The sequence below is a fragment of the Streptomyces sp. NPDC046805 genome (assembly GCF_040645355.1).
Taxonomy (GTDB): Bacteria; Actinomycetota; Actinomycetes; order Streptomycetales; family Streptomycetaceae; genus Streptomyces.
In genome coordinates this window covers 95129-116583 of record NZ_JBEYYC010000028.1, presented here as the reverse complement: position 1 = coordinate 116583, position 21455 = coordinate 95129, and the positions used below count along the sequence as shown (strand labels likewise).

At 72.3% G+C, this 21455-nt stretch carries 17 protein-coding genes and 1 pseudogene; 9 read left to right on the top strand and 9 right to left on the bottom strand.

Features of this window, described 5'->3' with window-relative positions:
• Window positions 1-1073, top strand: a pseudogene (locus ABZ910_RS27280) (IS200/IS605 family accessory protein TnpB-related protein); the annotation flags it as partial.
• A gap of 107 nt (window positions 1074-1180) precedes the next feature.
• On the opposite strand, the gene ABZ910_RS27275 reads toward ABZ910_RS27280, so the two are convergent.
• Window positions 1181-2029, bottom strand: a complete 849-nt coding sequence (locus tag ABZ910_RS27275) for a helix-turn-helix transcriptional regulator (RefSeq protein WP_361369743.1) — start codon at window positions 2027-2029, stop codon at window positions 1181-1183.
• Window positions 2030-2141: 112 nt separating this feature from the next.
• Between ABZ910_RS27275 and ABZ910_RS27270 the strand changes: the two genes are divergently transcribed.
• Both ABZ910_RS27270 and ABZ910_RS27265 read left to right on the top strand, forming a co-directional pair.
• Window positions 2142-2855: an SDR family NAD(P)-dependent oxidoreductase gene (locus ABZ910_RS27270; RefSeq protein ID WP_361369741.1), complete on the top strand. Its 714-nt coding sequence runs from the start codon at window positions 2142-2144 to the stop codon at window positions 2853-2855.
• 148 nt (window positions 2856-3003) lie between these two features.
• Window positions 3004-3546, top strand: coding sequence for an MOSC domain-containing protein (locus ABZ910_RS27265; RefSeq protein WP_361369740.1), 543 nt, complete (start codon window positions 3004-3006; stop codon window positions 3544-3546).
• Between the two features lie 24 nt (window positions 3547-3570).
• Here the strand turns inward: ABZ910_RS27265 and nirD are convergent, their stop codons facing one another.
• From nirD to ABZ910_RS27250, 3 genes are read right to left on the bottom strand one after another with little or no spacing between them, the layout of a single operon-like run.
• Window positions 3571-3921, bottom strand: a complete 351-nt coding sequence (gene nirD / locus ABZ910_RS27260) for a nitrite reductase small subunit NirD (RefSeq protein WP_361369738.1) — start codon at window positions 3919-3921, stop codon at window positions 3571-3573.
• Window positions 3918-6509: a nitrite reductase large subunit NirB gene (gene nirB, locus ABZ910_RS27255; protein WP_361369751.1), complete on the bottom strand. Its 2592-nt coding sequence runs from the start codon at window positions 6507-6509 to the stop codon at window positions 3918-3920. The genes nirD and nirB overlap by 4 nt, the downstream gene beginning before the upstream one ends.
• A 26-nt stretch (window positions 6510-6535) precedes the next feature.
• The gene (locus ABZ910_RS27250) at window positions 6536-7786 is read right to left on the bottom strand and encodes an FAD-dependent oxidoreductase (RefSeq protein ID WP_361369736.1); all 1251 of its coding nucleotides are present in this window, start codon (window positions 7784-7786) and stop codon (window positions 6536-6538) included.
• A gap of 162 nt (window positions 7787-7948) precedes the next feature.
• Between ABZ910_RS27250 and ABZ910_RS27245 the strand changes: the two genes are divergently transcribed.
• Entirely contained in the window at window positions 7949-8731 is a 783-nt protein-coding gene (locus tag ABZ910_RS27245) for a TSUP family transporter (RefSeq protein ID WP_361369734.1), read from the top strand.
• A 9-nt stretch (window positions 8732-8740) separates the two neighbouring features.
• Here the strand turns inward: ABZ910_RS27245 and ABZ910_RS27240 are convergent, their stop codons facing one another.
• The 3 genes from ABZ910_RS27240 to ABZ910_RS27230 all read right to left on the bottom strand — a co-directional run bounded on the left by ABZ910_RS27240 (window position 8741) and on the right by ABZ910_RS27230 (window position 12174).
• Window positions 8741-9361 (bottom strand): class F sortase, encoded by a 621-nt coding sequence (locus ABZ910_RS27240; RefSeq protein WP_361369732.1) that lies wholly within the window; start codon window positions 9359-9361, stop codon window positions 8741-8743.
• A gap of 123 nt (window positions 9362-9484) precedes the next feature.
• On the bottom strand, window positions 9485-10006 hold the full coding sequence (locus ABZ910_RS27235) for a hypothetical protein (RefSeq protein WP_361369731.1): 522 nt from the start codon (window positions 10004-10006) through the stop codon (window positions 9485-9487).
• A 524-nt stretch (window positions 10007-10530) separates the two neighbouring features.
• Complete coding sequence (locus tag ABZ910_RS27230; RefSeq protein ID WP_361369729.1) at window positions 10531-12174, bottom strand: M4 family metallopeptidase; 1644 nt, start codon at window positions 12172-12174, stop codon at window positions 10531-10533.
• Window positions 12175-12315: 141 nt separating this feature from the next.
• Between ABZ910_RS27230 and ABZ910_RS27225 the strand changes: the two genes are divergently transcribed.
• Window positions 12316-12753: a gamma-glutamylcyclotransferase family protein gene (locus ABZ910_RS27225; protein WP_361369728.1), complete on the top strand. Its 438-nt coding sequence runs from the start codon at window positions 12316-12318 to the stop codon at window positions 12751-12753.
• Here the strand turns inward: ABZ910_RS27225 and ABZ910_RS27220 are convergent, their stop codons facing one another.
• Entirely contained in the window at window positions 12754-14847 is a 2094-nt protein-coding gene (locus ABZ910_RS27220) for a molybdopterin oxidoreductase family protein (RefSeq protein ID WP_361369727.1), read from the bottom strand.
• 105 nt (window positions 14848-14952) lie between these two features.
• Window positions 14953-15630, bottom strand: coding sequence for an ElyC/SanA/YdcF family protein (locus tag ABZ910_RS27215; protein WP_361369725.1), 678 nt, complete (start codon window positions 15628-15630; stop codon window positions 14953-14955).
• Window positions 15631-15790: 160 nt separating this feature from the next.
• On the opposite strand from ABZ910_RS27215, the gene ABZ910_RS27210 reads away from it, so the two are divergent.
• From ABZ910_RS27210 to dnaG, 4 genes are all read left to right on the top strand, one after another.
• Window positions 15791-16645 (top strand): sirohydrochlorin chelatase, encoded by an 855-nt coding sequence (locus ABZ910_RS27210; protein WP_361369724.1) that lies wholly within the window; start codon window positions 15791-15793, stop codon window positions 16643-16645.
• 121 nt (window positions 16646-16766) lie between these two features.
• Window positions 16767-18041 (top strand): deoxyguanosinetriphosphate triphosphohydrolase, encoded by a 1275-nt coding sequence (locus ABZ910_RS27205; protein ID WP_361369722.1) that lies wholly within the window; start codon window positions 16767-16769, stop codon window positions 18039-18041.
• 135 nt (window positions 18042-18176) lie between these two features.
• Window positions 18177-19442, top strand: coding sequence for an FAD-dependent oxidoreductase (locus ABZ910_RS27200; RefSeq protein ID WP_361369720.1), 1266 nt, complete (start codon window positions 18177-18179; stop codon window positions 19440-19442).
• Window positions 19443-19498: 56 nt separating this feature from the next.
• Window positions 19499-21400, top strand: coding sequence for a DNA primase (gene dnaG / locus ABZ910_RS27195; protein ID WP_361369719.1), 1902 nt, complete (start codon window positions 19499-19501; stop codon window positions 21398-21400).
• Window positions 21401-21455 lie beyond the last annotated feature (55 nt).

Sequence of the window (21455 nt, the reverse complement as noted above, 5' to 3'; positions counted from 1 at the left end):
CCCTCACCGAGTCGCAGTGGCGTGAGCGGTGGCAGGCCGGGCGCAGGTTCCTGCAGGCTGACGGGGAGTCGGGGAAGCGGTACGGCAACGAGACCATCCGGGTCAGCCCGGAGGGCGAGGTGAGCATCAGACTCCCCGCGCCGCTCGCCCATCTGGCGAACGCCCCGCACGGCCGATACGTACTGAGTGCCCGGGTGGCGTTCGCACACCGGGGCGAGCAGTGGCGCGACCGTGTGGAGGCGAACCGGGCCGTCGCCTACGGCATCCACGAAGACACGGCTCGTGGCCGCTGGTACCTCACCGCCTCCTGGACGATTCCGCCAGCCACAATCATTCCCATGGCCACCGCCCGCGCGAGGGGACTGGTCGGTGTCGACACCAACGCCGACCACCTCGCCGCCTGGCGCCTCGACACCCACGGCAACCCCGTCGGCCGGCCGCGCCGGTTCGGCTACGACCTGACCGGCACCGCGCCTCACCGGGACGCCCAGGTACGGCATGCCCTCATCCGGCTCCTGCACTGGGCCAAGCGGCACCATCTCGCGATCGCGGTCGAAGACCTCGACTTCACCGCTGAGAAGACCCGTGAGAAGCACGGCCGCAGGAAGGGGTTCCGCAAGATGATCTCCGGGATGCCCGTGGCCAGGCTGCGTGCCCGGCTGGTGTCGATGGCCGCCGAACTCGGCGTCCCCCTCGTCGCGGTCGACCCGGCCTACACGTCGCGGTGGGGCGCCGAGCACTGGCAGAAACCCCTCAGCAGCAAGAACAGCAAACCCACCCGTCACGATGCCGCGAGCATCGCGATCGGACGGCGCGCCCTCGGGCACCCGATCCGGCGACGGTCGGCACCGCCCCGCGACGACCGGAGTGATCGTCGCGGGCATCGGACCGCCCAGGCCGGACCAGGCACCCCAGGGCGTGAGGAAACCCGCCCCCGTATCCCCGGACCACGGACACGATCCGCTGGGACCGGACGCGGAGCGAACGCGGGAGACCAGCGTGCCCAACACCGTTCGGGGCACACGACTGAGCACGAGTCCTGGCAGCAGGACTCACTCCCGCTCAGTCTCTAGGAACGGTTCGAGGCGTAGGCGAGGCCTCGAAGAACAGGGTGGCGACAGCTGACGTCGACCTGGCCGGTGTTCCTTCGTAGGGTGACTCGATCCACTGACTGAGCGCTTCACGTGGTGGGGCCGACGAGATCCTGGGTGCCGAGGACGGTGAGGAGGGCGAGGCGTTCGGCATCCTCAGTGCCGGGTTCGGCCGTGTAGACCATGATCCGAAGGTCGCTGCCCGCCACGGTGAGGACGTCGCAGTCCAGCGTGACGGGGCCGATCTGCGGGTGGTCGATCGTCTTCGGCGAGGCCTCGTGGCGGCCGACGGCGCCCGCCTCCCACAGCTCGGCGAACCGCTCGCTGCCCGCGCGGAGTTCGGCGATCAGCCGCTGCAGTCGGCGGTCGGCCGGGTAGCGTTCGGCGGCTGCCCGCAGGTCGGCGACGAGCGCGGCCTCGTGGTCCCGCTGTGCCTGCGGCGTGCGCCGGGCTCCGGTCCCCGGGCCGAGGAAGTGACGCCACACGCCGTTGCGTTCATGGCCGCGCCGGCCGGAAGGGTCGCCCATCAGCGCGGCGTACGGCGCATTGGCCATGAGCAGCGTCCAGGAAGCGTCGAAGACCGCCACGGGCGTCCCCGTCAGCCGGTCCAGCAGCCGCTGCACGCTCGGGGTGATGTATCCCGGCACCGTCTCCGGGCCGGGCGACACGAGCCCGGCCAGCCGGAACAGGTGCGCGCGCTCCTCCTCCGACAGCCGCAACGCCCGGGCCAGGGCCTCGACGACCTGGGCCGAGGGGTTGGTGGCGCGGCCCTGTTCGAGCCGGGTGACGTAGTCGACGGAGATCCCGGCCAGCATGGCCAGCTCCTCACGGCGCAGCCCGGCCGCGCGTCGCTGTCCGCCGGCCGACACCCCTGCCGCCTCGGGTGGCACCCGGTCGCGCCAGCGGCGCACAGCCTTGCCGAATTCCGCCGTCGCCATGCGACCAGTGTGCCCCGCCGACCATGTACCCGCCGCATGCCTGCCTGGTACCGCCAATACCAGGAAGACGGGACCGCTGGCTGCACGAGCGGGCAGGAGGGACGGTGGAGGCATGACGACCACACTGATCACCGGAGCGAACAAGGGTCTCGGATACGAGACCGCCCGCCGTCTCGTCGCCGCGGGCCACACCGTCTACGTCGGCAGCAGGAACGCGGACCGCGGCCGCCGCGCGGCCGAACAACTGGGCCCCGGCGCGCGCGCCGTACAACTCGACGTGACCGATGACGCATCGGTCGCGGCAGCCGTGAAGACGATCGAAGCCGACGGCGGACTCGACGTGCTGATCAACAACGCCGGCATCGAGGCGCGCGGCCCGCACAACGAGGTGGTGGGCGCGGCGGACGTCACAGCCGACCTGATGCGGGAGGTCTTCGAAACCAACGTCTTCGGCACGGTACGCGTCACCCACGCGTTCCTGACGCTGCTGCAGCGGTCCGCCGCGCCGATCGTTGTCAACGTCAGCAGCGGCCTGGCCTCGCTCGCGCACGCGGCCGACCCCGCTCACCCCGCCGCTGCCTACCCGGGGGTCGCCTACCCGGCTTCGAAGACCGCGGTCAACATGATCACCGTGCAGTACGCGAAGGCGTTCCCGGACATGCGGATCAACGCGGTGGAGCCCGGCTTCACCAGGACGGACCTGAACCGCAACACCGGCACTCAGACGGTCGAGGAGGGCGCCGAAATCATCGTCCGCATGGCACAGGTCGGCCCGGACGACCCCACCGGGGGCTACTACGACGCGGAGGGGCCGTTGCCCTGGTAGGCGTCCGAGCGCCTGGTCCCGGCGCCCGCGCAGTCGCGGGCACTGATCGCCAAGACCGTTGCCGCCTTGGCCGATATCCACCCGACCCACGATTGATCACCACCACGTAGGGTCGTGCCGGATGTCACTACGGAGGAGGGGCTCTGGCATGGGCGCAACGGTGACCGCGGTCAGCAGCAACAGCGAGTACTCGTTCACGAAGCCGAACCGGGAGAGCATCACGTTGCTCGCCGGGCTCGGTGTGGAGGGGGATGTCCACGCCGGGGTGACGGTCAAGCACCGCTCGCGGATCGCGCAGGACCCCACGCAGCCGAACCTGCGCCAGGTCCACCTCATCCATGAGGAGCTCTTCGCCGAAGTCGGCCACGAGGGCTTCGAGGTGTCTCCCGGTGACCTCGGAGAGAACATCACCACGCGAGACATCGACCTGCTCGGTCTTCCCACCGGAACGCTGCTGCGCATCGGCGACGATGCGGTCGTGGAGGTCACCGGCCTGCGCAACCCCTGCGTGCAGATCGACAACTTCCAAGGCGGACTGCTGAAGCAGGTCGTCGGCCGCGACGAAGCCGGCACCGTCGTGCACAAGGCCGGAATCATGGGCATCGTCCTGCGCGGCGGCGAGATTCGACCCGGAGACGCGATCCAGGCGGAGCTCCCGGACGAGCCGCATCGGCCGCTCGTCCGGGTCTGACCCGCTCGGAACTCCTCCGCTCCGCTAGGCCATTCGCACCTCGTACGCCCTTACCCGCACCGTCTCGTCGTCCAGGCACTGCCCGGAGGTCAGGTCGAAGCGCTGCTTCAGCAGGGGGGAGGCGACGAAGGGGCGGCCCCGGTGGGTGCCCGTCAGGCCGCGGGAGAGGACCGCGGCTCCGGTGAACGGGTCGCGGTTGTCGAGGGCGTGCAGGTTGCCGGCGCGGTCGTGGAAGACGGCCGCCTGGCGACCGTCCGGGAGCAGGGCCGCCACGCCCCGGCCGGGAAGCAGCGCGCTCAGGTCGCAGACCGTGAACCAGGCATCGTCCAGGCGCAGTTGGACCTTCAGGTCGGTCGTCTCGGGGGCGACGGTCATCGCAGGTGGCTTCCTTCCAGGGGGCGGTGATCGATGGACAGCAATGGCAGGTCCGGCTTCATCTGGTCGCGTTCGGGGACGAACGCGACCACCGGGTCCGGGGTGTCGGGGGCGTTCACGAAGGACACGAAGCGGGACAGCTTCTCCGGGTCGTTGACGGTCTCCGCCCACTCGTCGCGGTAGTGCGCAACGTGGGCCGCCATCAAGGACTCCAGCTCCTCGCCGATGCCGAGCGAGTCCTGCACGACCACGTCCCGTACGTGGTCCAGGCCGCCCGGGATCCGCTCCAGCCAGACGCTCGTGCGTTCCAGGCGGTCGGCCGTACGGATGTAGAACATCAGGAAGCGGTCGATCAGCCGGATCAGCTCGGCGTCGGTCAGGTCCTGGGCCAGCAGGTCCGCGTGGCGTGGCGTCGCGCCGCCGTTTCCGCCGACGTACAGGTTCCAGCCGGACGCGGTGGCGATGACGCCGAAGTCCTTCGACTGGGCCTCCGCGCACTCCCTCGCGCAGCCCGACACCGCCGACTTGAGCTTGTGCGGCGACCGCAGGCCCCGGTAGCGCAGCTCCAGGTCGATCGCCATGCGGACCGAGTCCTGCACGCCGTAGCGGCACCAGGTCCGGCCCACGCAGGACTTCACCGTGCGGAGGGACTTTCCGTACGCGTGGCCCGACTCGAAGCCCGCGTCCACCAACCTGGTCCAGATCAGCGGGAGTTGTTCCACCCGTGCGCCGAACATGTCGATGCGCTGGCCGCCGGTGATCTTCGTGTAGAGGCCGAAGTCGCGGGCGATCTCGCCGATCACGATCAGCTTCTCCGGGGCGATCTCGCCGCCGGGGATGCGGGGGACGACCGAATACGAGCCGTTCTTCTGGAGGTTGGCGAGGAAGTGGTCGTTGGTGTCCTGGAGGGCCGCCTGCTCGCCGTCCAGGACGTAGCCGCTCGCGCCGATCGCCGGGGCCAGCGAGGCGATGATCGAGGCGACCGCCGGCTTGCAGGTCTCACAGCCCTCGCCGCCTCGGGCGGACTCCCGGCCGTAGCGGTCAAGGAGGTCCTGGTACGAGGTGACACGCAGGGCCAGGACGATCTCGTACAGCTCCTCGCGGGTCCGCGCGAAGCAGCCGCACAGGCCCTGGTCGACCTCGACGCCGTTCGCCTCCAGCTCCGCCGTCACCAGCTGTCCCAGCACCTTGACGCAACTGCCGCAGCCCGTACCGGCCTTGGTGCACTGCTTCACCTCGGGGACCGTGGTGCAGGAGTGCTCCGTCACCGCCCCGCGGATCGTGCTCTTGGTGATGTTGTGGCAGGAGCAGATCACTGCCTCGTCGGGGAGGGCGGTCGGCCCGAGCGCGGCCGGGGCGCCCGCACCCGCCGGGAGCACCAGCTGCTCCGGCGGGACCGGCGGGACCGATCCGGTCAGGGCACGCAGCGTGCCGTACGCCTCCGCGTCGCCGACCAGGATGCCGCCGAGCAGCGTGCCGTCGCGGCCGATGACCAGCTTCTTGTACAGGCCCGAGCGGGAGTCGGCGTAGACGACGTCCAGGCAGTCCTCGGCGGTGCCGTGCGCGTCGCCGAAGGACGCCACGTCCACGCCGAGCAGCTTCAGCTTGGTGGAGAGGTCGGCGCCCGTGAAGGACGACTCGTCCGCGGCGATCGTCGCGGCCGCCGTCTCCGCCTGCTCGTAGCCCGGGGCCACCAGGCCGTACACACGGCCGTCCGCCGCCAGCGCGCACTCGCCGATCGCGAACACGTGCGGGTCCGTCACCGTGCGGCACTGCTCGTCCACCGTGATGCCGCCGCGCTCGCCGACCGCCAGGCCGCAGTCGCGGGCCAGTTGGTCGCGGGGGCGGACGCCGGCGCTGAACACCACCATGTCCGTGGGCAGTTCGGAGCCGTCGGACAGCTTCATGCCCGTGACGGCGCCGGAAGCGTCCGTCACGATCTCCTGGGTGCCCGTGCCGGTGTGCACGGTCAGGCCCATGTCCTCGATGGTGCGAAGGAGCGCGGCGCCGCCTCCTTCGTCGACCTGCACCGGCATCAGGCGCGGCGCGAACTCCACGATGTGGGTGGCGAGTCCGAGGCCCTTGAGGGCGCCCGCCGCCTCCAGACCGAGCAGTCCGCCGCCGACCACCGCACCCGTCACCGCCCGCGTCTTCGCGTACTCCTCGATCGCGAGCAGGTCCTCGATGGTGCGGTAGACGAAACAGCCCTCGGCGTCCTTGTTCGGGACCGGCGGTACGAAGGGATAGGAGCCGGTGGCCAGGACCAGGGCGTCGTAGGCGAGGGTCAGGCCGGAGGCCGCGGTCACCGTCCTCGCCGAGCGGTCGATGCGCTGCGCCGGGTCGCCGACGTGCAGCTCGATGCCGTGATCCTTGATGAACTCCCTGTCGGTCAAGGAGAGGTCGTCCGGTGTGCGGCCCGAGAAGTACGACGTGAGACGCACGCGGTCGTACGCCGGACGCGGCTCCTCGCACAGCACGACCACGCGGTGGGTGGCCGTCAGGCCGCGCTCGGCGAGCGCTTCGAGGAAGCGCTGGCCGACCATGCCGTGGCCGACGAGCACGATCGTGGGCGTGTCCGTCGCGGGCATCTCCGGCGCGGGCGTGTCCGTGGGCATCAGCAGCCTCCGTCGTGGGTGAGCAGGTGGAGCAGCGGGGCGCCGGGTGCGGGGAGCGGCTCCGCTCCCTCCCAGGCGCGGGCGAGCGCGCCGACGGTGCCGAGCGCGCCGACGAGGACCCCGCCGACCAGGCGGTCGTCGCGGACGACGACCTTGCGGTAGGTGCCCCGGGTGGCGTCGGCGAGCCGCACGACCTCGTCGCCGGGGCGCGGCTCGGTCTCGCCGAACGCCGCGAGGTCGAAGGCGTCGGCGTCATGGCCGGGGCCCTCGGGGGCGGAGAGCGTCAGCCGGGTCAGGGAACGGGTGCCGGTGTAGCGGGAGCCGGCGTTCCCGGCCAGCAACTCGGCCACGGCGTCTGCCTGTTCGAGGGCCGGGGCGGCCAGGCCGTACACCGTGCCGGCGTGCTGCGCGCAGTCGCCGACGGCGTGGATGTGCGGGTCGGAGGTGCGCAGTGCGTCGTCGACGAGGACGCCCCGGTGTACGGCGAGCCCCGCACCCTCGGCGAGCCCCACGCGCGGGCGGACACCGCACGCGACCACCACGAGGTCGGCGGCGAGGGCGTACCCGTCGGCCAGCTCCACCGACCGCACCGCGCCGCCGACGCAGCGCACGTCCCGCACCCGGCACTCGGTGTGCACCTCGACGCCCAGGTCCGTGAGGTGCCGGAGCACGAGCCGCGACGCGCCCGGGTCGAGCTGGCGCTCCATGAGCCGCTCGGCCTGCTGGGCGAGGACCACCTGCGCACCCCGCACGGCGAGCGCACGGGCGGCGGACACGCCGAGCAGCCCGCCGCCGATGACGACGGCCCGTACGCCCGGCCGGACCGCCTTGGCCAGGCCCAGGCAGTCGTCCATGGTGCGGAACGCGTGGACGCCTTCCGGGAGTTCCTGGATCGCGTGCCCTGAGCTGTCGAACAGGCCGCGCAGGGGCGGGAGTACGGGATTGGAGCCGGTGGCGAGGACCAGCGTGTCGTACGCGATCTCCGTGACGTCGCCCGCGCACTCCAGGACGCGCCGGCCCCGGTCGATTCCGGTGACCCGGGCCCGGACCAGCCGGGCGGGCGTCGGCAGCGCGATCACGTCGGGGTCGTAGCGCCCGGCCAGCACCTCGGCGAGCAGGACCCGGTTGTACGGGCGGTGCTCCTCCTCGCCGACGAGCAGCGCGGGCGTGCCGAGCTCACCGAGCCGGCGGGCGAGACGTACGCCCGCGAGGCCGGCGCCGATCACCACCACACGCGTTTTCGAGGTCATGCAACGCAGCGTGCGGTGCCGACGTTACCCGGCCGCATCACGGCTGTTTCCCGCGCGGAACGCTGCGCTCAGCGGGGGAGGGGCGGGGGTGTGAGGGTGCCGAACCTCAGAAGTTCCTCAGGTACGTGCACTGACCACTCATTCCGGCTCTAAGGTCCGATCATGCCCGACATACCGGTGACGATGGTCGCCCTGCTCTGCCTGGCCGCCCTCGCCGCCGGCTGGATCGACGCGGTGGTGGGCGGCGGGGGACTGCTGCTCCTCCCGGCGCTGCTTCTCGGGCTGCCGGTGAACATCCCGGCCGCGTACGCCCTCGGCACCAACAAGGCCGTCGCCATCGTCGGCACGACCGGTGCGGCGGTGACGTACGTCCGCAAAGCACCCGTCGACGTCCGCACGGCCGTCCGGATCGGCCTCGCGGCCCTGGCGGGCTCCTCGGCCGGGGCGTTCCTCGCGGCCGGGATGAGCGCCGACGTGCTCAAGCCGGTGATCATGGTGGTGCTGCTCGCCGTGGCGGCCTTCGTGATCCTGCGGCCCGCCTTCGGCACCGCCCCCGCGCCGGGTCCCGCCACCCGGCGCCAGATCCTCGCCGCCATTGGTTTCGCGGGCCTAGGGATCGGCTTCTACGACGGTCTCATCGGGCCCGGAACCGGCACCTTCCTGGTCCTCGCCCTCACCGCCGTCCTCCACCTCGACCTGGTCACCGCCTCCGCCACGGCCAAGATTGTCAACTGCTGCACCAACGCGGGCGCCCTCGCCACGTTCGCCTGGCAGGGCACGGTCCTGTGGCAACTGGCCGCGCTGATGGCCGTGTTCAACCTGGCGGGCGGGACGCTGGGGGCGCGTACGGCGCTGAAGAAGGGCAGCGGATTCGTCCGGGTCGTGCTGCTCACCGTGGTGTTCGCACTGGTGGCGAACCTGGCGTACCAGCAGTGGCCGGCGTGAGGCCCTCGCTCAGCGGCTGCCGGTGAGGTGGGCGAAGACGACCACGTTGCCCTGGTAGCCGGTGGCCTTCGAATAGCCCCCGCCGCACGTGATCACGCGCAGCTCCGGGCGCTTCGCGGCGCCGTACACCTTCTCGTCGGGGAAGTCCTTCGCCGCGTAGACCTCGACCGCGTCCACCGTGAACACGGCCACGCTGCCGTCGCGCCGGTCGATCTCGATGGCGGCGCCGCGCCGGAGGGCGCCGAGGTCGTAGAAGACGGCGGGTCCCTCGGTGTTGTCGACGTGTCCGGCGACGATCGCGGTGCCCCGCTCGCCGGGGGAGGTCCCGGACTCGTACCAGCCGGCGAGGTTCTTGTTCGCGGCCGGCGGCACGTCGAGGCTGCCGGACCGTGTGAGGCCGAGGCCCATCAGGGGGGCGTTCACCCGGATCGAGGGGATGCGGATGCGGTCCGGCGGGGACGGCGGCAACGCGGGTGAGGTGAGCCGTTCCTCGCTCGGATCCGGGCTGCCCTCGGCGACGGTCGGCTGCGGCGGGGCGTGCGTCCCGGCGCCGCTTCCCAGCAGCCATATGCCGGAGCCCAGGGCGACGACGGTGACCGCGGTTATGGCGGTGTCCCCGATCCTGCGCATACGCACTCCTCTCCCGCTCCTCTCCCGGAGCTGGAACCCCTACCCCCTCCGGGCCGCGAGGGGCGTCGGACCCGGAGGGGGCGGGGCTTGCGGTACCGGCCGACGGACAGCGGAGGGTGTCCGTCAGAACCCGTCGCCTCTCGCCCGGCGATGCAGGAGCCAGGTACCGCCCGCGGCGGCGACGGCCAGAGCCGCAACGCCCGCCGTGGTCTGTGCGGAGCCGGGGCCCAGTGCGCCGCCGACCCCCGTCTTCACGCTTCCTCGCGGCTGCACCTGTGCGGGCGCCGCGCTCAGTGTCACCACGAGGTCGCCCGTCACCTGCCGGCCGCCCTCGGCGCACTTCGCGACGATCTCGTACGTCCCCGGCTGCGCGCTCGGCGGCACCCGGAACTGGCCGATCGCGTCGCCCTCGTGCGCGCTGGGCGCCAGCGTGAACGTGCCGGCGCCCACCGCGCCGGCGTCCCCCGTCGCCGAGCCCTTGTCCCCGCACACCGCGGTGTTCACGGTGACCTGACTGCCCGGCACCACGCTGGAGGGGAACACCTCCAGGGTGCCGGTGCCGGCGGCGTACGCGGGCGCGGAGGCGAGACCGGCCGCGGCGGCGGCGAGCGCGGTACCGGTCAGCAGACGGGCGGTGCGTCGCATGGTGCTCCCTCGAGAACGACTCACTTCGGGGCACGGCCCGCGACACCCCCATGTGCCGCCGAGTCGGTCGCGCCCCTGCCCTACCGAGGTAAAGCGCACTTGGCCGCGCCCGCTTCCCGAGAGGGCGTCAGGGGTGAGGCGAACGGGTGCCTTCGGTGGCGCCCGTGCGGGGTGTCCAGGGCGCGTTCCGGCAGGTCATGGGCGCACGGCGGCCCGCCGTGGAAGTGAACGCGAACGGATGGCCCGAAGTGGGTGAAGGGGTGCTGTGCCCGCACGTCGCCCTGGCCGCGGGGCTGCAGAGGTGCGACGGCCTCGGCCTCGTCTCGCCGGAACCGGCCCTTTCGGCGTGCACGAGGACGCCGATTTCGAGACCATCGCCCGTGTGACCGGGCAGCCGGTTCGCCGGATCGTCGAGTGAGACGTGTGCCCGGCGACGCCGCGGGCGTTCCGGCCGTTCGCGGCGGTCGCGACGGCAGCCCCCGGCGTGAAAACACCGAGGGCTGCCGGATCCCGCAGTCAGCAGGTCAGGTCACATTGACCGCGCTCCAGGCCGCCGCCACCGCGTTGTACTCGGTGCTGCCCGCGCCGTAGAGGTCCTTGGCCGCGTTGAGCGTCGCCGTGCGTGCGCCCTTGTAGTTGGTCGAGGACGTCATGTAGACCGTCAGCGCCCGGTACCAGATCTGCCCCATCTTGTCCCGGCCGATCCCGGTCACCGTGGAGCCGTTGTAGGTGGGGGAGTCGTAGTTGACGCCGTTGACGGTCTTCGCGCCGCTGCCCTCCGCGAGGAGGTACGCGAAGTGGTTGGCGACACCCGACGAGTAGTGGACATCGAGGTTGCCGACCGAAGAGCTCCAGTAGTCCGCGGACTTGCCGTCCTTCGAGGGCTTGTCCATGAAGCGGAGCGCCGTCTTGCCGAAGCCAGGACGGACGATCTTCTCGCCGATCAGGTAGTCACCCGGGTCGGAGGAGTTGTTCGCGTGGAACTCCACCAGCGAGCCCAGGATGTCCGAGGTGGCCTCGTTGAGGCCGCCGGACTCGCCCGAATAGGTCAGGCCGGCCGTCTTGGACGTCACGCCGTGGGTCATCTCGTGGCCCGCCACGTCCAGCGACACCAGCGGACCGAAGGTCGAGCCGTCACCGTCGCCGTACGTCATGCAGAAGCAACTGTCGTCCCAGAAGGCGTTGTTGTAGTTGCTTCCGTAGTGGACGCGGTTGAACGAGCCCTTGCCGTCGCCGCCGATGCCGACGCGGCCGAAGACGTTCTTGTAGAAGTCCCACGTCTGGTTGGTGCCGTACTGCGCGTCCACGCCGGCCGAGGCGCGGTCGGACGAGGTGCCCGAGCCCCAGTGGTTGTCCGCGTCGGTGAAGACCGGAGCCGCGGCGCGGCTCGTGCAGATGACGAGGATGCACGAGTCGGTCTTGTTCCCCGTGTCGCCGGTGTACGTGCCTCCGCGCGTGGGGTCCTTCAGCTGGTACGACGACCCGGACTGCGTGGTCTCCAGCGGCACCGTCCCGCTGTAGAGGGACTGGCCGTCGCCGGTCGCCGTCTCGATGCTGTCCCAGGCGTCGATCTGCGTGCCCGTGCGCGCGTCCGTCAGCACCGTGCGGGCGACGGGGTTGCCGAGGGAGTCCTTGGCCATCGCGTTGGTGCGCCAGGCCAGCCGGGGCGCGCCGTGCTCGGCGTCGACGACCAGCTGCGGCTTGGCGGTCACGCTCTTCAGCGTCTCGCCGAGGTTGACCGCGCGCAGCGCGTTCACCGCGAGGTCGGCAGCCCTCGGGGCCGACAGCTGCGGGACGATCGAGGAGAGGGAGATCGGGCTCCTCGTCGCGCGGTCGGCGCTGTGGTACGCGCCGTTCGGGGCGAGGTGGACCACGAAGTCGCCGCCCAGAACGGGGAGATCGTGGTACGTGCGCTCGTAGCGCACGTGCTGGGTGCCGTCCGGGTCGACGATGACGTCGCGGACGTGGGTGCCCTGCGCGGACGTGAGTCCCAGAGTCGTGGCGTACTGTGACAGCACTGAGGCCGCGTTCTCGATCGCGGTGGCCCGGGTCGGTCTTACGTCCGCCTGTGCGGGTGCGAGTGCTGAGGCGAGCAGGGCGGCGCTGGTCGCGGCGATACCGGCCGTGGCGGCGAGACGGGATCCTCGGATGTGCGGTATCCGACTCATCGGTCTCCTTGTGAAGACGCCTTGGAGGCGTGTGGGGGCGACGCTTCTGTCGCTTGCGATTCAAGGTGCCATGGCATGGGCATGTCCATAGGGCCCCGGTGGAGAAGTGTGTGGAGGTGGCGGGGGGAGAGAATCGATCCTGTGATCTCTTCGATCTCCGCGGTCCCGCCGGTCCTGCCGTTCTTCGTCTACGGCACGCTTCGCCCCGGTGAACCCCACCACGACCTGCTCCTGCGCGGCCGCACGCGGGCCGAGGAACCGGCCCGTCTCCCGGGCGCGGTGCTCTACGAGGGCCCCGGCTATCCGTACGCCGTCGAGGAGCCGGGCGGCGTCGTCCATGGGGAGCTCGTCACCGCGTTGCCCGCGGCCTACGGTGAACTGCTCGCCGAACTCGACCGGTTGGAGGAGTACGTCCCGGGTGACCCGCGCCGCCTGTACGACCGCGTCGAGCGTGACGTCGTACGCGCCGACGGCAGCAGCGCACACGCCTGGGTCTATGTCGCCGCACCCGCGATCGCCGCCCGTCTGCGTGCCGGCGGCAGGATCATCGCGGGCGGCGACTGGCGCGCCTGCCGCTGATCACCCTCGCGGTCGCAGGGCCTCCACGCGTACCGCGCACGTCTTGAACTCCGGCATCCGGGACGTCGGATCGAGCGCCGGGTTGGTCAGGGTGTTGGCGCGGCCCTCGCCGGGCCAGTGGAACGGCATGAAGACGGTGTCCGGGCGGATGGCGGGGGTGACGCGCGCGGGCGCCACCGCGCGACCGCGCCGGGAGACCACGGCCACCGGGTCGCCGTCGGCCGCCCCGAGCCGCGCCGCCAGCCGCGGGTGCAGCTCGACGAACGGGCCCGGCGCGGCGGTGTTCAGCTCGTCCACCCGCCGGGTCTGGGCGCCCGACTGGTACTGGGACACCACCCGGCCGGTGGTCAGCAGCAGTGGGTACTCGGCGTCCGGCTCCTCGGCCGACGCCCGGTGCGCCACGGCGGTGAACCGGGCCCGCCCGTCCTCGGTGGCGAACCGGTCGAGGAACAGGCGGGGCGTGCCGGGGTGGGCGCTCGCGGGCGTGGCCGCCGCCGGACACGGCCAGAACACCCCCTCCTCCTCGGCGAGTCGGCGGTAGGTGATGCCCGAGTAGTCCGCCGGTCCGCCCGCGCTCGCCCGGCGCAGCTCGTCGAAGACCTCCTCGGGTTCGGTCGGGAAGCCCTTCTCCGCGCCCAGGCGGGCGGCGAGTCGGTGCAGGACGTGCAGGTCGCTGCGGACTCCGGCGGGCGGGGTGAGCGCCTGCCGCCGCAGCAGCACACGGCCCTCCAGGCTGGTCGTCGTGCCCGTCTCCTCCGCCCACTGCGTGACCGGCAGGACCACGTCCGCGAGGGCCGCCGTCTCCGAGAGCACCACGTCCGCCACGGCCAGGAAGTCCAGCGAGCGCAGCCGCTCCTCGACGTGTGCCGCGCGCGGCGCCGACACCACCGGGTTGGAGCCCATCAGCAGCAGCGTGCGGATGTCCGTGCCCAGCGCGTCGAGCAGTTCGTACGCACTGCGCCCCGGACCGGGAAGGCTGTCCGGATCCACGCCCCACACCTCGGCCACGTGCCGCCGCGCCGCCGGATCGGTCAGCTTGCGGTAACCGGGCAACTGGTCGGCCTTCTGGCCGTGTTCACGCCCGCCCTGCCCGTTGCCCTGCCCGGTCAGACAGCCGTACCCGGACAGCGGACGCCCTGCCCGCCCGGTCGCCAGGCACAGGTTGATCCACGCACCCACGGTGTCCGTGCCCTTCGAGTGCTGCTCGGGCCCGCGGGCCGTGAGCACCATCGCGGCCGACGGTTCGCAGAACATTCGTACCGCTTCCCGGAGTTGGGGGACCGGCACCCCGGTGACGCGCTCGACGTACTCCGGCCAGTGCGCCATCGCGGCCGCCCGCGCCTCCTCCCAGCCGACGGTGCGCTCCTGGATGTACGGCTCGTCCGTCCGGCCCTCGGCCACCACCAGGTGCAACAGTCCCAGCGCCAGGGCGAGATCGGTGCCCGGCCGGGGTGCCAGATGCAGGTCGGCCTCCTCGGCCGTCCTCGTGCGCCGGGGGTCCACCACGATCAACGTGCCGCCGTTCTCCCGCAGTTCGCTGAAGAAGCGGAGCGACGGCGGCATGGTCTCGGCGGGATTGGCGCCGACCAGGATCACGCAGCCCGTCCTCGGGATGTCCTCCAGCGGGAACGGCAGCCCCCGGTCCAGGCCGAAGGCCCGCGTGCCGGCCGCCGCCGCGGACGACATGCAGAACCGGCCGTTGTAGTCGATCTGCGAGGTGCCGAGCACCACCCGCGCGAACTTGCCGAGCGCGTACGCCTTCTCGTTCGTCAGCCCGCCCCCGCCGAACACTCCGCACGCGTCGGGGCCGTACGACCTGCGGGCCGAGGACAGCCCGACGGCGATGCGGTCCAGCGCCTCGTCCCAGGACGCGGGGACGAGCGTGCCGTCGCCGGAGCGCACCAGCGGGGAGGTCAGCCGCACCCGGGAGGAGAGCACCGCACCGGCCGTACGCCCCTTGCCGCACAGCGCACCCCGGTTCACCGGGAAGCCGGCCCGCCCGGCCACGTCGACGCCCCCGGGCGCGGGTGACACGTTCATCCCGCACTGGAGGGCGCAGTACGGGCAGTGGGTGGGCGTCGAGGTGTTCTCCATGCCGCCCAGCGTGCTTCGGACGTGTTACGGCTCGTCACGGCTCCCTGTTACGTGACGGGGACGACGCCCTCCCTCCCGCTCACCGCCCGCCGTGAGGCCCCGCCCTCACCGGCCGGCGGCCAGCGCCCGCCGCACCCCCGGCTCCCTCGGCCCGAGGAAGTGCGGGTCCGGACGAAACAGCGCGTCCAGGGCCGCCTTGCCCGCCGCGAAGACCTCGCGGGTGCCGCCGTAGTACCAGGTGACGTCGTGCTTGTCGGCGACACCGATGCCGTACGCGTCGACGCCCGCCGCCTCGCACAGGGCGACCGCCCGCCGGATGTGGAAGCCCTGGCTGATCAGGACGGCCCGGTCGACGCCGAAGACCCTCTTCGCGCGGGCGCAGGAGTCCCAGGTGGCGAAGCCGGCGTAGTCGCTGACGATGCGCGCCCCCGGGACGCCGTGCCGCGTCAGATAGGTGCGCATGGCGTCCGGCTCGTCGTAGTCCCTGCGGCTGTTGTCGCCGGTGACGAGGACGACCTCGATCCGGCCCGCGCGGTACAGCCGTGCCGCCGCGTCCAGGCGGTGCGCGAGGTACGGCGACGGCTCGCCGTCCCACAGGCCCGCGCCGAAGACGACGGCGACGTCGGTGCGCGGTGCGTCCGCGGCCGTCCCCAGCCGGCCGGCCGTCGACACGAACAGCCACGTCGCCGGAAGAAGCGCCAGCACGCATCCGGCCATCACGGCCTGCACCAGGCGCCGTCGGCCCGTACGCGATCTCGGCAGGCGCGGTCGGTGGATCTTCATACGGTCCCCCCAGCGGTCCCAGGTCGGCTCGACCATCGAAGACGCGGCGTACGGTGATCCGGTTCGGCTCACGCGGTGCGGACCCCCGCCGTGAACCCCCGGAAAATACCTGTCACCACCACGCAACGGCGGCGCAATCTCCGGCCGCCAGGATCGTTCCATGACGGCGGCGAACCCTCCTCGCGACGAGTCCCCCCTCGACCTCTCCAGCACCGCGCACCTCATGAACAGCATCGGCAGCCGACTGGCCGGACAGCTCCGCCTCGTCTCGCTCGACGGCAGGCGCCGCCCCAGGCCGCCCGCGCTCGTCCTCGTGGCGCACGGCAGCCGCGACCCGCGCGCGCTGCGCACCGTCCGCGCGCTCGCCGACCGGGTCAGCACGCTGCGCCCCGCCCTCCCCGTGCGCCTCGGACACATCGAGCTCGACGAGCCGCGACTCCCCGACACCCTCGCCCGCCTCGGCAACACCCCCGCCGTACTCGTCCCGCTGCTCCTCAGCCGCGGCCACCACGTCAAGCGGGACATCCCGGAGATGGTCGCCGCCTCCGGCGTACCCGCGCGCGTGGCCCCGCCGCTCGGGCCGCACCCGCTGCTCGTGGAGACCCTGTACGACCGCCTCGTCGAGGCCGGCTGGCCCGCCGGCGCGGACGAGGCCACGCTCCGTACGCACGCGGTGGTCCTGGCCGCCGCCGGCTCCCGCGACCCCGACTCGGCGGCCGACACCCGCCGCACGGCCCGCCTCCTCGCGACCCGCCTGGGCGTCCCGGTCATCCCCGCCTACGCCTCCGCCGCCGAGCCGACGGTCCGCGGAGCCCTGCGCCAACTGGCCGCCCGCGGCCGCCACCGGGTAGCGGTCGCGTCCTGCTTCACGGCCCCCGGCCGCTTCTCCACCGAGTGCGCGAAGGCGGCCCCGTGGATAGCCTCGGCCCCCCTGGGCACCCACGAGGCGATGACCCACCTGATCCTGCACCGCTACGACCAGGTATGCGCAACCCCGGTGACTGCGGTTGCCTGAGGGGCGCGGGGAACTGCGCGCCCAGCGACAGCAAACCCGCACCCGCCCGAAAACAGAACCCGGCAGACGAGCAGGCGCACGGCAGCACCCGATCGTCACAGCCGACGCTTACTGTCGAACCATGGCACCCGCACCGCATTCCGGCTACGACCCGGCGTCAGCCGCCCGCTGGGCACCCGAGCCGGACAAACGCCCAGGCCGCACCGCCTTCCAACGCGACCGCGCCCGCATCCTGCACAGCGCGGCGCTCCGTCGCCTCGCGGGCAAGACCCAGGTCGTCACGCCCGGCGAGCGCAGCGTCACCGCCTGGGACGCCAGCCCCCGCACCCGGCTCACCCACTCCCTGGAGTGCGCCCAGATCGGCCGCGAGCTGGGCGCGGCCCTCGGCTGCGATCCGGACCTGGTCGAGGCGGCCTGTCTCTCCCACGACCTGGGGCACCCGCCCTTCGGGCACAACGGCGAGCAGGCCCTCAACGAGTTCGCCGAGGACTGCGGCGGCTTCGAGGGCAACGCCCAGTCGCTCAGGCTCCTGACCCGCATCGAGCCCAAGCGCTTCACCGAAGAGGGCTCCGTCGGCCTCAACCTGACCCGCGCCGCCCTCGACGCCGCCACCAAGTACCCCTGGCCGCTCGGCGGCCACCCCACCGACCCGGCGTCGCCCAAGTTCGGTGTGTACGAGGACGACCGGCCGGTCTTCGACTGGGTCCGCAAGGAGGCCCCCGGCACGCGCACGTGCTTCGAGGCCCAGGTCATGGACTGGTCGGACGACGTGGCGTACTCGGTGCACGACGTCGAGGACGGCCTGCACGCCGGCCACATCGACCCCAACTGCCTGCACGCCGAGCCCGAGCGGCAGGAGGTCTTCGCGGTGGCCGTCGGGCGGTACGTCCCGGCCGGCACCGACCCGGCCGAGCTCGCCGCCGCCCTCGACCGGCTCCAGGACGAGGAGTGGTGGCCGCACGGGTACGACGGCACGGCGGTCGCGCAGGCCCGCCTCAAGGACGCCACCAGCCAGCTCATCGGCCGCTTCTGCCTGGCCGCGGAGGGCGCCACGCGCGAGGCGTACGGCAGCGGGCGGCTCACGCGCTACGGCGCCGAACTCGTCGTACCGCGGGAGACCCGTATGGAGTGCGCGGTCCTCAAGGCGGTCGCCGACCGGTACGTCATGCAGCGCGCCGAGCAGGAGCGGCTCCGCGCCGACCAGCGCATCGTCGTCGCCGAACTGGCCGAGGCGCTCACCGCGCGCGCTCCCGACGGCCTGGACCCGCAGTTCCGCGCGCTGTTCGACGCGGCGCGGGACGACCACGCCCGTAAGCGTGTGATCGTCGATCAGATAGCCTCCCTCACCGACGCCTCCGCCCGCTCCCTGCACGCGCGCCTGACAGGACGTGCATGACCGGGACGTGGGACTGACGAGGCGCGTGGGACGGGAACGTGACCCTCCGTGGCCTGATCGGGTCACTCCCCCTTCCCGCATCACGCTCTGTGCGGGACGCTCGCATGTGGCGGCACGCTGACGAGGAGGCATCAAGTGGTCGACGCGGATCAGACATTCGTCATCGTCGGAGGGGGCCTGGCGGGAGCCAAGGCAGCCGAGACGCTGCGTACGGAGGGCTTCACCGGGCGCGTGATACTGATCTGCGACGAACGCGACCACCCCTACGAACGCCCGCCGCTGTCCAAGGGCTACCTCCTCGGCAAGGAGGAGCGCGACAGCGTCTTCGTGCACGAGCCGGCCTGGTACGCGCAGAACGACATCGAGCTGCATCTCGGCCAGACCGTCGACGCGATCAACCGCGAGGCGAAGACGGTCCGCCTCGGCGACGACGGCACCCTCGTCCACTACGACAAGCTCCTCCTCGCCACCGGCGCCGAGCCCCGCCGCCTCGACGTCCCCGGCACGGGCCTCGCCGGCGTGCACCACCTGCGCCGCCTCGCCCACGCCGAGCGGCTCAAGGGCGTGCTGGCCTCGCTCGGCCGGGACAACGGCCACCTCGTGATCGCGGGCGCCGGCTGGATCGGCCTGGAGGTCGCGGCGGCGGCCCGCGAGTACGGCGCCGAGGTCACGGTGATCGAGCCCGAGCCGACCCCGCTGTACGGCGTGCTCGGGCCCGAGCTCGGCAACCTCTTCGCCGAGCTGCACCGCGAGCACGGCGTCCGCTTCCACTTCGGCGTCTGCCTCGCCGAGATCGTCGGCCAGGACGGCGTGGTGCTCGCCGCCCGCACCGACGACGGCGAGGAGCACCCGGCGCACGACGTGCTGGCGGCGATCGGCGCCGCTCCGCGCACGGGGCTGGCGGAGGCCGCGGGCCTCGCGCTCGCCGACCGGGCCGAGGGCGGCGGCATCGCGGTCGACGAGCGGCTGTGCACCTCCGACCCCGACATCCACGCGGCCGGCGACGTCGCCTCCCTCCCGTCGGCCCTCTTCGACACCCGGCTGCGGGTCGACCACTGGGCGAACGCGCTCAACGGCGGCCCCGCGGCGGCCCGCGCGATGCTCGGCAAGGACGTCGCCTACGACCGCGTGCCCTACTTCTTCTCCGACCAGTACGACCTGGGGATGGAGTACAGCGGGTGGGCGCCGCCGGGGTCGTACGACGAGGTGGTGATCCGCGGGGACGCGGGCAAGCGGGAGTTCATCGCCTTCTGGCTGAAGGAGGGGCGCGTGCTGGCCGGAATGAACGTGAACGTGTGGGACGTCACAGATCCGATCCAGCGGCTCATCCGCTCCGGGGCCCAGGTGGACACGGAGGCCCTGGCGGACCCGCACGTTCCGCTCGCCGGCCTCGTCTCCTGAGCGCCGAGACGCGTGACGCACCCGAGGGTGTCGGCTGCGCCCCGTAGAATCGCTGCGTGGCAGGACGGATCAACGACGAGGACGTGAAGGCGGTACGGGACGCGGTCCCGATCGACGCCGTGGTGTCCGAGTACCTCCAGCTGCGCAACGCGGGCGGCGGCAACCTCAAGGGGCTGTGCCCGTTCCACGACGAGAAGTCGCCCTCCTTCCAGGTCAGCCCGAGCAAGGGGCTCTTCCACTGCTTCGGCTGCCAGGAGGGCGGCGACACCATCACGTTCGTGATGAAGGTCGACCACCTCTCCTTCTCGGAGGCGGTCGAGCGCCTCGCCGCCCAGGCCGGCATCACGCTGCGCTACGAGGAGGGCGGCTACAACCCGGCCCACCAGCGCGGCGAGCGGATCCGCCTGGTCGAGGCCCACAAGATCGCGGCGCAGTGGTACGCCGAGCAGCTCGCCACCAGCCCCGAGGCCGAGACCGGCCGGATCTTCCTCGCCGAGCGCGGCTTCGACCAGGCCGCCGCCGTGCACTTCGGCGTCGGCTACAGCCCCCAGGGCTGGGACCACCTCACCCGCTACCTGCGCGGCAAGGGCTTCACCGACAAGGAGCTGACCCTCTCCGGCCTGTCCCAGGAGGGCCGCCGCGGCCCCATCGACCGCTTCCGCGGCCGCCTGATGTGGCCGATCCGCGACATCGGCGGCGAGGTCGTCGGCTTCGGCGCGCGCAAGCTGTACGAGGCCGACAACGGCCCGAAGTACCTGAACACCCCCGAGACGCCGATCTACCGCAAGAGCCAGGTGCTGTACGGCATCGACCTGGCCAAGAAGGAGATCGCGAAGGCCAGCCGCGCGGTGGTCGTCGAGGGCTACACCGACGTGATGGCCTGCCACCTCGCGGGCGTCACGACCGCGATCGCGACCTGCGGTACGGCCTTCGGCGGCGACCACATCAAGATCCTGCGCCGCCTGCTGATGGACAACGGATCGGCACGTGTCATCTTCACCTTCGACGGCGACGCGGCCGGCCAGAAGGCGGCCCTGCGCGCCTTCGAGGACGATCAGAAGTTCGCCGCCGAGACGTACATCGCCATCGCGCCGGACGGCATGGACCCCTGCGAGCTGCGCCTGGCGAAGGGCGACGAGGCGGTGGCCGACCTGACCGAACCCCGCACGCCGCTCTTCGAGTTCGCGCTCCGCCAGATCGTCGCCCGCTACGACCTGAACACCCCGGCCGGCCGCGCGGCCGCCCTGGACGAGGCGGCACCGATCGTCGCCCGCATCAAGAACAGCGGCGCCCAGCACGAGGTCGCGGTCGAGCTGGCCGGCATGCTCGGCATCCTGGACACCCAGTTCGTGGTCAAGCGGGTGGCCCAGCTGGCCCGTTGGGCCCGCGAGCGCGGCGGCAAGGGCCCGGCGCCGGCGCGTGGTCCGCAGCAGTACGAGGCGGCGCCCGCACGCCCCGCCGCGTCCGGGCCGGCCCTCAACCTGCGCAACCCGGTGTACGCCACGGAACGCGAGCTGCTCAAACTCGCCCTCCAGCGGCCGGAGTTGGTGTCCCCGGCGTTCGACGCGTACGGCATCGACGAGTTCACCGCCGCCCCGTACGCGGCCGTACGCCAGGCGATCATGGAGACGGGCGGCGCCGAGTACGGCGTACAGGACCCGCAGGAGTACCTGATCAGCGTCCGCGACGCGGCTCCCGACGACACCGTGCGCGCGATGGTGACGGAGCTGGCGGTCGAGGCGATCATGCGCCGCACGGTCGACGAGGCCTATGCGGGCGAACAGCTGGTCTGGGTCCGCCGCCGCGCCGTGGACCGCCGCATCCAGGAGGTGCAGAGCACCCTCACCCGCCTCGGAACGGGCGGCGATCCCGCCCATCTGGCGTCCGTCCAGAACGAGTTGTGGGTGCTGCAGCAGTACGGACAGGCGCTGCGGGAGCGCGGCGCGTCGGCTCTCTGAGCCCACCGCGGGACGACTGAGTAACCACGCGGTCACGGACCGGACGCAAAAAGTC

Coding starts and splice junctions, on each gene's coding strand:
- ABZ910_RS27275 (WP_361369743.1), bottom strand. CDS start 2,029: ATGGCGACGGCGGAATTCGGCAAGGCTGTGCGCCGCTGGCGCGACCGG.
- ABZ910_RS27230 (WP_361369729.1), bottom strand. CDS start 12,174: ATGAGTCGGATACCGCACATCCGAGGATCCCGTCTCGCCGCCACGGCC.
- ABZ910_RS27220 (WP_361369727.1), bottom strand. CDS start 14,847: ATGGAGAACACCTCGACGCCCACCCACTGCCCGTACTGCGCCCTCCAG.
- nirD (WP_361369738.1), bottom strand. CDS start 3,921: ATGACCGTCGCCCCCGAGACGACCGACCTGAAGGTCCAACTGCGCCTG.
- ABZ910_RS27240 (WP_361369732.1), bottom strand. CDS start 9,361: ATGCGCAGGATCGGGGACACCGCCATAACCGCGGTCACCGTCGTCGCC.
- ABZ910_RS27205 (WP_361369722.1), top strand. CDS start 16,767: ATGGCACCCGCACCGCATTCCGGCTACGACCCGGCGTCAGCCGCCCGC.
- ABZ910_RS27235 (WP_361369731.1), bottom strand. CDS start 10,006: ATGCGACGCACCGCCCGTCTGCTGACCGGTACCGCGCTCGCCGCCGCC.
- ABZ910_RS27265 (WP_361369740.1), top strand. CDS start 3,004: ATGGGCGCAACGGTGACCGCGGTCAGCAGCAACAGCGAGTACTCGTTC.
- ABZ910_RS27210 (WP_361369724.1), top strand. CDS start 15,791: ATGACGGCGGCGAACCCTCCTCGCGACGAGTCCCCCCTCGACCTCTCC.
- ABZ910_RS27270 (WP_361369741.1), top strand. CDS start 2,142: ATGACGACCACACTGATCACCGGAGCGAACAAGGGTCTCGGATACGAG.
- ABZ910_RS27250 (WP_361369736.1), bottom strand. CDS start 7,786: ATGACCTCGAAAACGCGTGTGGTGGTGATCGGCGCCGGCCTCGCGGGC.
- ABZ910_RS27215 (WP_361369725.1), bottom strand. CDS start 15,630: ATGAAGATCCACCGACCGCGCCTGCCGAGATCGCGTACGGGCCGACGG.
- nirB (WP_361369751.1), bottom strand. CDS start 6,509: ATGCCCGCGACGGACACGCCCACGATCGTGCTCGTCGGCCACGGCATG.
- ABZ910_RS27245 (WP_361369734.1), top strand. CDS start 7,949: ATGCCCGACATACCGGTGACGATGGTCGCCCTGCTCTGCCTGGCCGCC.